The following is a 13,547-nucleotide window of genomic DNA, read 5'->3' as shown; positions in this document are numbered from 1 at the left end:
CGATGCCGGAGACGAGGTCTCCCACCCATGCCCCGTTGCCGTTGACCATGTCCGCCAGGGCTTGGGCGTCGAGCAGGGGCAGGAGGTCGTTGAGGAAGGCGATGGTGGCGGGGTCGTTGGCGATGGAGGCGATGGTGTTGCGGTCAAGTCCCGCCATGAGGGTCCCGATCCAGCCGCTCGCGTAGAGCTCGCTCAGGAGGTCGTTCACCGTGCCCACCTCGATGCCGGAGACGAGGTCTCCCACCCATGCCCCGTTGCCGTTGACCATGTCCGCCAGGGCTTGGGCGTCGAGCAGGGGCAGGAGGTCGTTGAGGAAGGCGATGGTGGCGGGGTCGTTGGCGATGGAGGCGATGGCCCCCACGTCCAGCTCGGACATAAGATCGACCACCCAGGGAACGTTGTCGTTCACTACATCAGCGATGGTGGATGGGGAGAGGGCCCCCACGAAGTCGACCAGGAAAGCGCTGTTGTTGTCCATGATGTGACCAAGCTGGGCGCCGTCCAGCTGACCGATCAGGGAGTCGATCCAGGCGGCGTTGTCCGATACGGCCCCCGCTACCACCGAGGGGTCGAGCTTGCCCAGCAGCTCGGTGATCCACGCCTGGTTGCCGTTGACGATGCCGGCCACGGTATCGGTGGAGAGGGCCCCCACGAAGTCGGTCATGAAGGCCGAGTTGTTGTCCAGGATGTGCCCCAGCTGGGCGCCGTCGAGCTGACCGATGAGGGAATCGATCCAGGCGTAGTTGCTGGACACCGCCCCCGCCACCATGGAGGGATCCAAGTGCCCGAGCAGGGCGCTCACGAAGCCGCTGTTCGCGTTTATGGAACCGGCCACCGACGCAGGGTTCAGGTAACCGATGACCGCGGTCACGAAGGACTGGTTGTTGATGAGGGAGGCGATGAAATCGGGTTTGAGCAGGGTGATTACGTCATTAACCAGGTGCTCGTTGTTGTTCAGCGCTTCGGCGACCACCTTGGGATCGAGGTATCCCAGGAGTTGCACCAGGAAACGGCCGTTGGCGTTGACCGCTCCCGCGAGGACCCTGGGATCGAGCATACCCAGCACGGAATTGAGGAAACGGCCGTTGGCGTTGACCACCATGGCGGCCACCCTCGGGTCAAGCTGCCCCACCAGGTCCACCGCCAGGCTCGGGTTCTCGTTGATCGCCCGCGCCAGCACGGCCGCATCTAAAAGCCCCGCCACCTGCGTGATGAAGGTCCCGTTGTTGTTGATGACGTTGGCGATGACCACGGGGTCCAGCGCTCCTACCAACTGGATAGCGAAGCTCTCGTTGTTATTGACGATATAGGCAAAGGCGAAGGGGTCGAGATATTGCGTCACCTGAACGATGAAGGTGTAGTTGTTGTTCAATACTTCCGCCAGCGCCTGGGGGTCGAGATAGGGGATGACCTCGTTCACGAAATCGGTGTTCTCGTTCACCAGATCGGCCGCCACCCGGGGGTCGAGGGCGGCGACCAGGTCGTTCACGAACTGCGCGTTGTCGTTGAGGGCCGCTGCCAGGATATCCGCCTGCAGGTAGGGGAGCAGTTCCTTCACCAGGTCGGGATTCTCGTTGATGGCCCTGGCGACCTCCTTGGGATCGAGGTTGTTGAACATGCCCACCAGGTTGTCCTTGGAGCTGAATATCTTTCCCAGCAAGGGCCCGAACGGGCTGCGTGCAGGTAAGGCCAGCACCCCCCCTATGGCCACCAGGGAAACCACCAAGATCACGACCAACAGGTTGATGATCTTCTGCAGGCTTCGGTTGATCAACATGTTCTCGACCCCCTAACTCTACTCAACTCGAAACCCTCTCCTCACGCTTACAGCCAGGGATCGGTGCTCATTCCAGATCCCGTCCGTCCACTGTCCATTCATCTCCTTACTTATCGGTAACTTACAACGGCAAATATTCTATGCCCGCGGCCGATTTACCTTTAAAAAACCCGGGGAAAGGGTGATCGCCACAGTCACAGCCATATATACCGGCGGCGCAACGACGTCCTGGTATCGCATGTAAAGCGTGGCAGACGGCGAAAAGCGCGAGGCATCCGCATGTGCTATCCGCGGGAGGCAGGCATCAGGTATCCGCGGGAGGTAGGCATCATACGGCGTGGAGAGAAGCGATGCCGCGTTCGCCCCTACCCGACTCGGGTAATAACCCCGGTCATCTTGACGCCTGGCCCGTTGTAATAGGTTTTCCAATACCTGAATCCCTTTCTCTCTTTGCGTGCCGTTTTTGCCTCAAAGGCTCCAGGCTGCCCCCTCCTACCTGCCAGGCTGCCACTATCTCACAACGTCCTTCACGCCGAACAAGCGCCGCTTGTCCGCGCCTTGTTGCCTCGCGATATATATCGGATCGGTAAAATATATGTTTTATATGGTGTCCCATATTTTGACGGAAAAGTTACGCCAGCGTAACATACGCGTAACATAAGGGCCGCGCGGCCCATGGGACGCGCGGCCCCCTCCGTTTCAGCAGGCGCGTATCATGCCGGCGGGCTGATGCTTATGGGCTGGTTTATCTCGCTGACTGTGGTCACTATACGCACGTCGCCGTAGCCGATCTGCTCGGTTATCAGCACGTTCTGGACAATTGCCTCGTACTTGACCCGGTAGTGGGTCTCCTTTTCCACCCAGACGTCCACGCTTCCACCCGCCGCCGCCGAGAGTTGCGTCACCGGCACGCTCTTGAAGAGGCTGGATATGGAATCGGGGGAGAGGCCGAAGCTCAGATGATACGCCTCTTTCCCGCCTATCTTCTCGATCCCCTTGTTCTCCTTGGAAGCCGCAATGGACGGCAGATTGGCGAATCCCCCCACCTGCTCCGTGGCCCCTTGAGCCGTTATGCTCGCGGGTTGCTCCTTCCAATCCTTCTCGTTCATGACACGCGAGTATTGCTTTCCTCCTACCACGATCACCTCGCTGAAAGTGTGCCCGAAGATGGAGTTCTGCAGGTGAACGTTGTTGCCGCTCACGTCAACGGTGTAGGTTTGTATCTGCCCGCTGCCGAACTTCGTGTTCTGGTAGAGGACGGTGATCTCCATATGGAGGGATGTGATGTTCTCCTGCGCCTTCTCGGATTCCTCCCAGATCTCGTCCACGCTCGGCTCGCCTCCGAAACAACCGGGGAAGGCCAGCAGCAGGCAGGCCATGGCCAGGCAAACCGCCGCCACCGTTAAGTACCACATTTTTCCAGAACGTCTCATAACTCCCCCTTCCGCTTTACCGTGATCTCATTCCTTGTCTTACCCTTGATTCCTGCCGCTTCTCCCTTCACGTCGGTGTTTTAACGCTCACGCGGCTTACGCCTCCGGTTTCCCTTCCCGCTCCCCGCGAGAGCCTGCACGCCTCTTATCCCTTTCTTCACGCGCCTCCCCGCGTGCGAGCGCAAAGCCGCAACCCTTCCCGCGAGCCTCCTGGGCTCCTAGTGCATATGCCTACGCGCTCTCCATAGTATCGGCCCTACCGACAACGATATTAACCGGGGCCGGTGAGACAGCTGGAACGACCCACGCCAGCGATCCACGTTATTCTTCTATTCCCCCAGGCAAAAGACCTTGCGCGAGTCCGTTGCCACCAGTATGCGGTCCCGCGAGACGGTGAGCGTTTCCGGCAGGATCCCCTCTCCGTCCCACCTCATGGTCGGGGTGCCCGACTCGGCGAGCACCGCGCGCAGCTGGCCGGGCCCCGCCAGGTACACGTCCCGGGTGGTGGCAAAAAGCCATGTCCAGCCCGACGTTTCACCCGAAGCCACGCTCCAGAGAGGATCGCCGGTGCGGGCGTCGAGGGCGATGGCCGTGGAGGGTGAGTCCTCCCATCCCTGTACCACCTGCACCTGGTTGCCCCGCAGGGCCGGGTTGGAAACGATCCTGGAGCCGATGAAGCGTGACCACAGACGCTTCCCGCTCTGCGCCTCCGCGCAGTGCAGGGTCGTCTCGGTGGCCTGGTAAACCCTTCCTTCATCCGCGACCGGAAAGGACGCCGGCATCTCCTCGCAACGATAGGTCCATACCAGGCGCCCGTTTCTTTCGTCAAGCGCGAGGAGGTCTCCTTCCTCGGTCACCGCAAAGACCTGCCCCTCGTAAACGCAGGGAGACATCGCGATAGGCGTGTCGGCCTGGAAAGTCCACCTCCTCTTGCCATTGCCGGCATCCACGCAGTAAAGGGAGCCGTCCATGGAACCGAAAAAGACGCGGCCTCCCTGCGGCACCGGCGTGGCGGGCACCGCTCCCCCCACCTCCACCTTCCACGCGAGCTTCCCCCCCGCTCCCACGCAGAGCACCCTTCCGTCCACGGTGCCCGCGATTATCCCCTCCTCGCTCACGGCCGGCATGGAGGTGAAACCGCTGCCGGCTTCATACCTCCACAGCGGCCTGCCGCTCTCCAGCTCCAGGCAGTAAAGGAAGCCGTTCCTGCAGCAGACGTAAACCCTGCCGCCCACCACCGCGGGAGGCCCCACGGGCTCGCTCTCCAGGCGCGTGCCCCAGAGCTCGCGCAGGTTATCCCTGGGAGCGAAGGAAAGGAAAGAGGTGTGGGAGGGGTTTCCGCCGGGCATCGCCCAGTCCGACTCTCCCGGGGTGATCCTCTCCCCAGAGCGCCTTACGAGGAACAGGGAAGCGACGATCAGGGCCACCACCGCGACCGCCATCACGGCCTGGAGCACTCCCCTGCCGCGCATCGAGGCCGACATCCGCCGTGCGCTCTCCTTTCGCTTCCCGCCAGTACACCCGGCATGAACCGGTCCCTTCCTACCGATAATCCCCGAAACGTCCCGGCCGGTCAAGGCAACGCCGGCAGGGCCAGATCAATGCAAAGAAGACGGGACGGCACACCCCGGATGTTCCTGCGCCGAAAAATCCACCAAAAACCAGTATGTATCATCTTGACTTAATTGATTATCTTATATAATATAAATATAATATTTAACATTGACGGGAGGTGGACGTGGAAAATATCTCCGTCGCCATGGCCTTGTCATCCGGGGAGATGGCCTCCAGCCTCATCGACATGGTGGAGAGGCACCCGCTCCTCGACCTGTGCGGGGTGGCCAGGTCTCCTGGAGACCTCGCACGCCTTATCGGCCGCTTCCGCCCTTCCGTCCTCCTCATCTCCCCGCAGATGCTGGAGGAGCTGGAGGGGTGCGAACCCGGCTCCGGCAGCCCCGGCGTCCGTGACGCGTGCCTCACCCTTACGCTTCTTCTCATCACCGGCGGGGTGCGCTGGGAGGAGCCCGACCTGGTGCGCGCCTTCCGCCACCCCTTCCTCTTCTGCGGGACCCTTAACGCCGACGCGCATGACCCGGACGGGCTGTATGCGACCCTGAGGGAAAAGGTCCTCCTCTTCCGAGACGCCGTCCCGGGCCGCCGCCCTGACCCGGAAGGCGACGACCCGGCGGGCGGGGGATGCATCTCCATGGTCGGGTGCAAGGGCGGCGCGGGTTGCACCCTTCTCTCGTGCGCCCTTTCCTCCGCCCTCTCGCGCACGGGGGCGAGGACCCTCCTGCTCGATCTCGACCGCGAACGTTCACAGCTCCTGCACCTGAAGCCGGCGGGCGAGGGGAAAACCCTCCTCGACCTCCTGCCCATGGCCGAGGAGATGTCATGGGACCTGGCGCGCGTCTCCGTTTACCGCCACCCGGACGGTTTCCACCTCCTGCCGTTCGGTAGGCGCGATGGCGCCGGCGTCGCGGCGGAACCTCCCGAGGCCCTCATGCGCAACCTCGCCTTCATCTTCGACCTCGTGGTGCTCGACCTTCCCGGCAACCTGATGCGCGACCTCCGTACTCCTTTGCTCACCTCCCGCGAGGTGCTGCTGGTATGCCTGCCGGACACCCTCTCCGCGCGCTGCGCCCGGGACGCGGCATCGCTGCTGCGCCGCATGGGAGTCGACGCAGGGAGGATGCACCTGCTCATCAACCGCTTCGGTCCCCGCTCCTCCCTGCACCCGCACGAGCTCGCGCACGCCGTCGGCATCGAGGAAACGGTGATCTTTCCGGAGGACGCCGCTTCGGGACTGGACTTCGCCGAGCTCGCTTACCTGCCCCGCGACGACTCTCCCCTGGGGAAGGCGGCACGCGAACTGGCGGATGCTTTGCTCGCACCCCTCGGGACGCCACGCGGGATGAAAGAACGCGCCCGCGGCGCCCCGTCCCCGCCGTTCCCCGGGGCCGCACGAGGCGCCGCAAAGCGGTCCCGTCTTCCTTGGAGGAAATAGGGCATGGACCTCTATGCCGTCCTGAGGGAAAAGGTGCGTGACCGGCTCCCCGTGAACGACCCCCTCTTCGCGCCCGGCCTGACCGCGGGCGAGAGAAGAAAGGCGCTGCTGCGCCTCGCCAGGGAGATCATCTGTGAAGAGGGGCTCGTCGCCGGACCCGGGGAGATACAGCCGCTGCTCGAGAAACTGCTCGACGACATCCTGGGACTGGGGCCGCTCGAGGGCCTGATGCGGGACGAAGAGGTCACGGAGATCATGGTCAACGGGCCGCGCCACGTCTACGTCGAGAGGCGAGGACGCATACATCTCACCGACATCGTCCTGCAGGGGGAGGAGGAGGTGAGCCGCATAATCGACCGCATCATCGGCCCCCTGGGCCTGCATGTGGACGAGGCCTCTCCTTACGTGGATGCCAGGCTCCCCGACGGCTCGCGCGTAAACGTCATCCTGCCTCCCCTCTCCCTGCTCGGGCCGGTCGTGACCATCAGGAAATTCCGCCGCATCCCCCTCACCCTGGAGGAATTGATATCCGCGGGCGCCCTTTCCTCCCCCGCCGCGGAATTCCTGGCGCAGTGCGTCAGTGAAAAGAAGAACATGGTGATCACGGGAGGCGCGGGAACGGGCAAGACGACCCTTCTCAACGCCCTCTCCGCTTTCATCGATCCCGGCGAGAGGATCATCACGCTGGAGGACGCGGCAGAACTTCGCCTGCAGCAGCCACACGTCATCCCCCTCGAGACGCGCCCGCCGAACCTGGAGGGCAAGGGCGAGGTGACCCTTCGGGACCTGCTGCGCAACGCCCTGCGCATGCGCCCCGACCGTATCATCATCGGGGAGGTACGGGGCCCCGAGGCGCTCGACCTGCTGCAGGCCCTGAACACGGGACACAGGGGATCGATCACCACCGTGCACGCCAACGGCGCCCTCGACGCGCTCTCGCGCCTGGAAACCATGGCCCTGACCGCCGGCATCGGCCTGCCCGCGGCGGCGGTGAGAAGGCAGATGGAACAGGCCGTCGACGTCCTCGTCCACCTGGAGAGGAGACAAGACGGCGCAAGGTTTGTGAGCGAGATCTGCGCCATGCAGAGGGATGATCGCGGCGCGCGGCTGCTGCAGGTCTTCCCCGGGCACGGCACAACGGACCGGTATAGCCATCGCGTGAAAGTGCTCCATGCGCAGGGGGATGTACATGGCGGAGAGGAGGTGAGGGCGGCGTCCGGCGCGCCGCTCGCTTGAATGTCCGTCCTTCCCCTGTTTCTCCTGCCGACTTCCCTGGCGGTCCTCTTCTTCCGCGCTTATCTCCACGCGGCCCGCCGCGAGAGGATGGCCACGGTGATGGGCGGGAGCGGTCCCTCGGCCGCCGGTGCCCGCGCTTCGCGACCCCGGCTGTCCATGCCGGTCGTCGCCGCCCTGCGCGGGCGGGCGCGCCTTATGCTGCTGGCGGGCACGGGGGGTTTCCTTGCGTTCGTGTCCCGCAACCCCCTCCTCGCCCTGCTGCCCTTCCCGGCATGGAGGGTCGTGGAGCGGTCGGCACAAAGAAGGAAGCGCCGCAAGACCTCGGCACGCCGGGAGGAGCAGTTGCCCGAATTCATGGATTCCCTCGTGCAGTCCCTGCGTTCCGGGCTTTCCCTGCAGCAGTCCCTGGAGGCGAGCCTGGAGGACGTGGGCGAGGAGCTGAGAGAAGAGATCACGCCGGTAGTGCGGGAACTGCGGGTGGGAAAAGGCGTGGAGGAATCCCTCTCCGCAGCCGCGCGATCCTCCTCCTCTCCTTCCCTGCGGCAGATCCTGACCGTGCTCGCGCTTCTGCACGCCAAGGGGGGAGACCTCCCGCGCGTCCTGGAGCGCATGCGGCGACGCGTCGGCGAAGGGCTGGAGGCGCGGCGGGAGATAAACATCCTCACCGCCCAGAGCCGCGCCTCCGGTTATCTCGTCTCCGCCCTGCCCGCTGTTTTCCTCTCGCTGCAGGCGATGCTCAGCCCTTCATCCCTGCGGCCCCTCCTCGCCACCCCCCTCGGAAACCTCCTCCTCTCCGCCGGCCTGGGCCTGAACGCGGCGGGCTTTCTCATCATCCGCAGGCTGGTCGACCCGGAGGCATGAGATGGAGACCCTGTGCGCCCTCCTCTGCGCCCTGTCGCTCTTCGCCCTTCTGTTATGCGTTCGGCAACGGCACACGCGAAGGGCGGAGGTCTTGCGCGTCCTTGGCGCGGGACATGCGGCGGATCCCGGGAAAGGGGGCGACGTCCGTGGGGGCATCCACCGTATGCCATCGGCGCGGGACCTGCTGACCCGGCTGGGAAGCCGTCTGCCGGCCTCCCTCTCGACGGAGGGGGAGAGGCTGCTGCGGGAGAGCGGGTCCGACTGGTCGCCTTCCTACCTGCAGGGCCTGCGCCTGTGCGCCGCCCTTGCCTTCTCCGCCTCGCTGCTTCCCCTCGCATGGACCGGCATCCTTTTCCTCCCCCCGGCCTTCGCCGTCGGCTACCACCTGCCGCTCTTGCACCTCAAGAGGATGCGCCGCCGGCGCTGGGCGAGGTTAGCGGAGGACCTGCCGGAGATAGCCGACCTGGTGGCCGTGCTGTGTTACTCGGGCGAGAGCCTCCACCGCGCCCTGACCCATTCGCTCGCCGCATGCGGACACGCCTCTACCAGGGAGGAGCTGGAGCCCGTGTTGGAACGCATGCGCCTCGGGGAGAGCACCGCCGATGCGTTGCAGCGGCTCGGCGGCCATCCCTGCCCCGAGATGAGGCGCTTCGGACGCACCCTGCTGCGGGCCGAAGGCAGCGGGGGGCCCGTCGCCGACATCCTCGAGGAACTCTCCTCCGGGCTGAGGTCCGCGCGCAGGGAGAGAAACCGCGTTCACGCCTCCCGCGTTTCCGTGTATATCCTCTTTCCGCTTGTCTTCCTCATCCTGCCCTCTTTCCTGCTGCTCACCGTGGGAGGGATGATTATCGGCCATACCGCGTGACGTAACACCGCGCGGCGCGGGAAGCACGTGCCGCTTCCGCCTCCGCAGCTCCCGTATCACGCTTGCGCGCCCCTCGGGCGAGCCGCCGCGGAGGAGCGCGGGGAACCCCCGGTATCACCGGTGACCCGCGTGATAGCCGCGTTTTCGAGAGAACGTGAAGGAGGTGATGGATGGAAAAGGCCAGTCGCCCGCTGTTCCGTCAGGTTCCCGAGGCAAGAGAAAAGGAGGTCGCAGATGCGTCATCCCCTGGACGTCATAGCCGATGACACCGCACAGGCAACCGCTGAATACGCCCTGGTCATCCTGGGCGCCGCCGCTGTCGCCGGCGCGCTTATCGCCTGGGCCGGGGGCACGGATGTGATCAAGAGCTTCTTTAACAAGATCTTCCATCAACTCATGAGTGCACTGGGATGACGGCCCGCATCACCCGGCGCCGTTAACCGTGACTTTTACCGCAAGGGGAGGCAAGCATGGGGCCGGCAAAGCTTCTCGTCTTCTGGCCCATCGCCATAATGGCCGCCTGGACCGATCTACGCTCCAGGCGAGTGCCCAACCCGCTGGTCCTCGCAGGCCTGGCGGCGGGAACGGCGTGCGCCGTTTGGGGCGGCCGGCAGTCGCTGCTCGCGTCGGCGGCAGGGCTTGCGCTGGGGTCCCTTTTCCTCTTCCCCGCCTTCCTCCTGGGAGGCGTGGGAGGGGGGGACGTCAAGGCCCTGGCGCTCATCGGGCTCTTCGTCGGCCCCTCCCTCCTCCTCACCGCCTTCTTCTGGGGAGCCGTCGCCGGGGGGGCGGCGGCCCTGGCCGCCCTGCTAGCGCGCCGCCTTTTCCCCAGCCGCTCGGCGGCCACGCCGGCGTCAACGCGGCCAGTCACCCTGCCTTACGCCGGCATCCTCTTCATGGCCGCCGCCGTCGTCCTGACCATGTGGACCGCAACCGCCCCGTGAGGTCATACCCCGGCGGTATAATGGGTCCATGTCCGGCCGGGAGCAACCTTCATGTGGAGAGGGGCCGTATGTCGAGGTCATCATCGACGCGCCGGCCCGCCAGCTCGACCGTCCCTTCACCTACCGCGTGCCTCCCCACCTCAGGGAAGGGGTGAGGACGGGAAGCGTGGTGCTGGTTCCCCTGCTCAGCACCCTGCAGGTGGGGTACGTGCTGGGTTTCTGCACCGACCCCGGTCTCCCGCGCATGCGCGACCTGGAGGCGGTGATCGACGAACCGCCCGTTTTCGATGAAGAGCTCGTGCGGCTCTGTGCCTGGATATCAAGGCGTTACCTCAGCTCCCTCGTCCAGGCCATCAGGTTGGTCATCCCCCCGGGCCGCGCACGTCGGGTCACGGAGATGCTCTCCCTCGCCGCGCGCCCCGAGGAGATCCTCTCGCGCACGCCCCCCCGCGCCAGCCGCCGCAGGGAGCTGGTGCGCGCCCTCGCCGACGCGGGGGGCGAGGTGCCCCTCGACGAACTCAAGGAAGCCCTGGGCGGGAAGATGTCGCCGCAGGCGCTCAAGGCCCTGGTGAAGAGCGGCGACGTGAACAGCAGGTACGTGCTCCTCCGCCCCAGGGCCTCACGGATCAAGGTACGAGTGGTGGAGCTTTCGCCGCAGGGTGAAAGGTCGCTCGCGGAGCCCGAGGCGGCCCGCAGGTGGCCCGCCCGCGTGCGCCTGCTGCGGGCACTGCAAGAGCACGGCGGGGTGCTGACCGTAGCGGAAATGCAGCGCCTGGGCATCGCTTCCGGAGCCGCTCTCAAGGGAGCGGAGGAGGCGGGCTGGGTGCGCGTAAGGCTGGAGGAACGGCTGCGGGATCCCTTCGCCGAGCGGTCCTTTCCCCCCGTGGCGAGCCACGTCCTCAACCGTGACCAGGAAGCCGCCCTGCGGCAGATAATCGCGGGGCTGGAGCGGGGGGGCGGTGTCTTCCTCCTGCACGGCGTGACCGGCAGCGGCAAGACCGAGGTGTACCTGCATGCCATCGAAGACGTCCTCCAGAAGGGGAAAAGCGCCCTGGTGCTGGTCCCGGAGATAGCGCTCACCCCGCAGATGGTGCAGCGCTTCAAGGGACGCCTGGGCGAGGAGGTGGCCGTGCTCCATTCCCGCCTGGGGCTTGGAGAGCGGTACGACCAGTGGCGGGGCATAAGGGAAGGCCGTTACCGGGTGGTCATCGGCGCCCGCTCGGCCCTCTTCGCGCCCCTCCCCGACCTGGGCCTGATCGTCATCGACGAGGAGCACGAGAACACCTACAAGGAGAGCTCACCGCCGCGCTACCTCGCCCGGGACGTCGCCAGGGAGAGGGCGCGCCTGAGCGGGGCCGTCCTGGTGCTGGGGAGCGCGACCCCGAGCCTGGAGACGCACCACTCCGCCCTCACGGGCGAGAGCACCCTCCTGCGCCTGCCCAACCGCGTCGACGACCGTCCCCTCCCGAAGATGGAGGTCGTGGACATGCGCGAGCTCAGCGAGCGCGGCGAGCTCACCATCATCTCGCCGCGGCTCCTCAACGCCCTCGCGCGGGTCTATCGAGCGGGAGAGCAGGCGATACTCTTTCTCAACCGCCGCGGGTTCGCCCGCTTCCTGCAATGCCACCGCTGTGGACACATATTCCGCTGCATCAACTGCTCCGTCAGCCTCTGCTACCATGCCGGGGGACCGCATCTCCTCTGCCACCACTGCAACTGGATGCTGCGGCCGCCCTTCGCCTGCCCCGACTGCGGCAACCAGGTACACCGCTACGCGGGCATAGGCACGGAGCGCGTGGAACAGGAACTGCGGCGCCTGCTGCCTTCCCTGCGCTGCCTGCGCATGGACGCGGACACCACCGCGCGCAAGGACGCTCACTGGGATATTCTGGAAGATTTCAGGCAGGGCCGCGCCCACGTCCTTCTCGGCACGCAGATGATCGCCAAGGGCCTGGATATCCCCAACGTCACCCTCGTGGGGGTGATAAACGCCGATACCTCCCTCGCCCTTCCCGATTTTCGGGCCGGCGAGCGCACCTTCCAGCTTCTAACACAGGTCAGCGGCAGGGCCGGGCGCGGCCGCTCTCCCGGCAGGGTGATAGTGCAGACCTTCTCCCCCCACCATTACGCCGTGCGGGCCGCCGTGGAGGGCGACCAGGAGGCCTTCTATCGCCGGGAACTTTCCTTCCGCCGTGAGGCGTGGTACCCGCCCTTCAGCCGCCTCGTGAACCTGGTGGTCACGGCCGCGGAGGAATCGCTCGCCCGCGACGCGGCGGGGGTGCTGGCGCAATCGCTCGGCGAGAGCGCGCGGCGTCGGGGGGCGGCCCTGCTCGGCCCGGCTCCCGCACCCCTGTCCCGCCTGAAAGGGAGGTACAGGTTTCACCTCACTCTGAAAGCGCCTTCGCTTGAGGGGTGGGAGGAAGAGCTGCAGAACGTCTTCATCTCCTTCGCGTCCGCGCGCAAATCACTCTGTCGGCGCCTCGGCGTCGCGGAGCGCGAGGTATCTCTCGCCGTGGACGTCGACCCGGTCACCCTGCTCTGAAATCCTCACTCCTCCGGGCGCGCCCTCAAGCCCGGTAACGGGGCGGAGTCTTTCAAGCACCTCGATTCAGCGAGCGAGGAAGAGCTCATAACCCATTACTTCAGCCATCCCCACCGCCCCGGAGAACGCCTTCGTGGAGAGAAAGATACAGACCGACAAGCACGAGCTGTGGGCCTTCCGGGAGGGATATACGGTGGAGGAGCTCAATCGTATCCTGGAAGAGTGGGATTACACCTACAATCACGTAAGGCCCCACCGGGGCCTGGGTTATCTCACCCCCATGGAGTTCCTGAAGGCGTGGATGGAGGAGAGCAAGGATAGGGATGGAGTGTTCACCATGTAGTGAACCAGCACAGGTTCAGTTGGAACCACTACTAGTATCTACCACACCAGGCTTCCCCATCAATGGGAGTTGGAGAGAATGATGGGCGAGGTCCTCTCCAGGGAGGCCAGAAGGAGGCTGCGCTGGATAGAGCACTTTCGCAGCTGCGGAAATGCCAGGATGACCTGCCGCCACTTCGCCATCTCCCCCACCACCTTCTACAAGTGGCTGAAGAGGTACCTGAAACGGGGCCTCAGGGGACTGGAGGACCTCCCCCGCACCCCGAAAAGGAAAAGGGTCTCCGAGATCCCCTGGCAGACGATCCAGCTCATCTGCGACTTAAGGAGAGAGCACCCCGCCTGGTCCAAGCACAAGATAGCGGTGATACTCAAGAGGGACTACGGCATCCGCCTTTCTTCCTCCAGCGTGGGAAGGGTTCTCAAAAGGAAGGGCCTCTACGATAAGAGGGTCTCCAGAAAGAAGAGCCGGGCGGCCAAAAGGAGGAAGGCTCGCCTGCGCTCGGAGGGCTGGATGAGGAAGGCCTTCCCGGGGTGCCTCATCCA

Annotated in this window: 12 protein-coding genes; 9 read left to right on the top strand and 3 right to left on the bottom strand. The window is 65.1% G+C overall.

The window, feature by feature from the left end; all coding sequences use genetic code 11:
* From H5T73_12575 to H5T73_12565, 3 genes are all read right to left on the bottom strand, one after another.
* Positions 1-1,777, bottom strand: a 1,777-nt coding sequence (locus tag H5T73_12575; GenBank protein MBC7248596.1) for a hypothetical protein, incomplete at its 3' end; no start/stop codon positions are given.
* Between the two features lie 713 nt (positions 1,778-2,490).
* A complete protein-coding gene (locus H5T73_12570) occupies positions 2,491-3,192 on the bottom strand; it encodes an LppX_LprAFG lipoprotein (GenBank protein MBC7248595.1) in 702 nt (233 codons plus the stop codon).
* Positions 3,193-3,539: 347 nt separating this feature from the next.
* Entirely contained in the window at positions 3,540-4,682 is a 1,143-nt protein-coding gene (locus tag H5T73_12565; GenBank protein ID MBC7248594.1) for a PQQ-binding-like beta-propeller repeat protein, read from the bottom strand.
* A 260-nt stretch (positions 4,683-4,942) separates the two neighbouring features.
* Here H5T73_12565 and H5T73_12560 point away from each other — a divergent pair, with 260 nt between their 5' ends.
* The 9 genes from H5T73_12560 to H5T73_12520 all read left to right on the top strand — a co-directional run.
* Positions 4,943-6,217 carry a hypothetical protein gene (locus H5T73_12560; protein ID MBC7248593.1) on the top strand — a complete coding sequence of 425 codons (1,275 nt, stop codon included), beginning with the start codon at positions 4,943-4,945 and terminating at the stop codon, positions 6,215-6,217.
* A 3-nt stretch (positions 6,218-6,220) separates the two neighbouring features.
* Positions 6,221-7,453, top strand: a complete 1,233-nt coding sequence (locus tag H5T73_12555) for a CpaF family protein (GenBank protein MBC7248592.1) — start codon at positions 6,221-6,223, stop codon at positions 7,451-7,453.
* Positions 7,454-8,314 (top strand): type II secretion system F family protein, encoded by an 861-nt coding sequence (locus tag H5T73_12550; protein MBC7248591.1) that lies wholly within the window; start codon positions 7,454-7,456, stop codon positions 8,312-8,314.
* 163 nt (positions 8,315-8,477) lie between these two features.
* Positions 8,478-9,179, top strand: a complete 702-nt coding sequence (locus H5T73_12545) for a type II secretion system F family protein (GenBank protein MBC7248590.1) — start codon at positions 8,478-8,480, stop codon at positions 9,177-9,179.
* A 234-nt stretch (positions 9,180-9,413) separates the two neighbouring features.
* Positions 9,414-9,593 carry a DUF4244 domain-containing protein gene (locus tag H5T73_12540; GenBank protein MBC7248589.1) on the top strand — a complete coding sequence of 60 codons (180 nt, stop codon included), beginning with the start codon at positions 9,414-9,416 and terminating at the stop codon, positions 9,591-9,593.
* A 56-nt stretch (positions 9,594-9,649) separates the two neighbouring features.
* Positions 9,650-10,120, top strand: a complete 471-nt coding sequence (locus H5T73_12535; protein MBC7248588.1) for a prepilin peptidase — start codon at positions 9,650-9,652, stop codon at positions 10,118-10,120.
* A 28-nt stretch (positions 10,121-10,148) separates the two neighbouring features.
* Positions 10,149-12,662: a primosomal protein N' gene (gene priA / locus H5T73_12530; GenBank protein MBC7248587.1), complete on the top strand. Its 2,514-nt coding sequence runs from the start codon at positions 10,149-10,151 to the stop codon at positions 12,660-12,662.
* 133 nt (positions 12,663-12,795) lie between these two features.
* The gene (locus H5T73_12525) at positions 12,796-13,005 is read left to right on the top strand and encodes a transposase (GenBank protein MBC7248586.1); all 210 of its coding nucleotides are present in this window, start codon (positions 12,796-12,798) and stop codon (positions 13,003-13,005) included.
* A 69-nt stretch (positions 13,006-13,074) separates the two neighbouring features.
* Positions 13,075-13,547: helix-turn-helix domain containing protein (locus H5T73_12520; protein MBC7248585.1), on the top strand; the 473-nt coding region annotated here is incomplete at its 3' end.

The organism is Actinomycetota bacterium, assembly GCA_014360655.1.
Classification (GTDB): Bacteria; Actinomycetota; Geothermincolia; order Geothermincolales; family RBG-13-55-18; genus JACIXC01.
This window is presented reverse-complemented; position numbering and strand designations above follow the sequence as displayed.

Excerpts from the sequence above, each read along its gene's own strand:
- H5T73_12570 (MBC7248595.1), bottom strand. The coding sequence starts at position 3,192 with ATGTGGTACTTAACGGTGGCGGCGGTTTGCCTGGCCATGGCCTGCCTG.
- H5T73_12565 (MBC7248594.1), bottom strand. The coding sequence starts at position 4,682 with ATGCGCGGCAGGGGAGTGCTCCAGGCCGTGATGGCGGTCGCGGTGGTG.
- H5T73_12555 (MBC7248592.1), top strand. The coding sequence starts at position 6,221 with ATGGACCTCTATGCCGTCCTGAGGGAAAAGGTGCGTGACCGGCTCCCC.
- H5T73_12550 (MBC7248591.1), top strand. The coding sequence starts at position 7,454 with ATGTCCGTCCTTCCCCTGTTTCTCCTGCCGACTTCCCTGGCGGTCCTC.
- H5T73_12545 (MBC7248590.1), top strand. The coding sequence starts at position 8,478 with ATGCCATCGGCGCGGGACCTGCTGACCCGGCTGGGAAGCCGTCTGCCG.
- H5T73_12540 (MBC7248589.1), top strand. The coding sequence starts at position 9,414 with ATGCGTCATCCCCTGGACGTCATAGCCGATGACACCGCACAGGCAACC.
- H5T73_12535 (MBC7248588.1), top strand. The coding sequence starts at position 9,650 with ATGGGGCCGGCAAAGCTTCTCGTCTTCTGGCCCATCGCCATAATGGCC.
- priA (MBC7248587.1), top strand. The coding sequence starts at position 10,149 with ATGTCCGGCCGGGAGCAACCTTCATGTGGAGAGGGGCCGTATGTCGAG.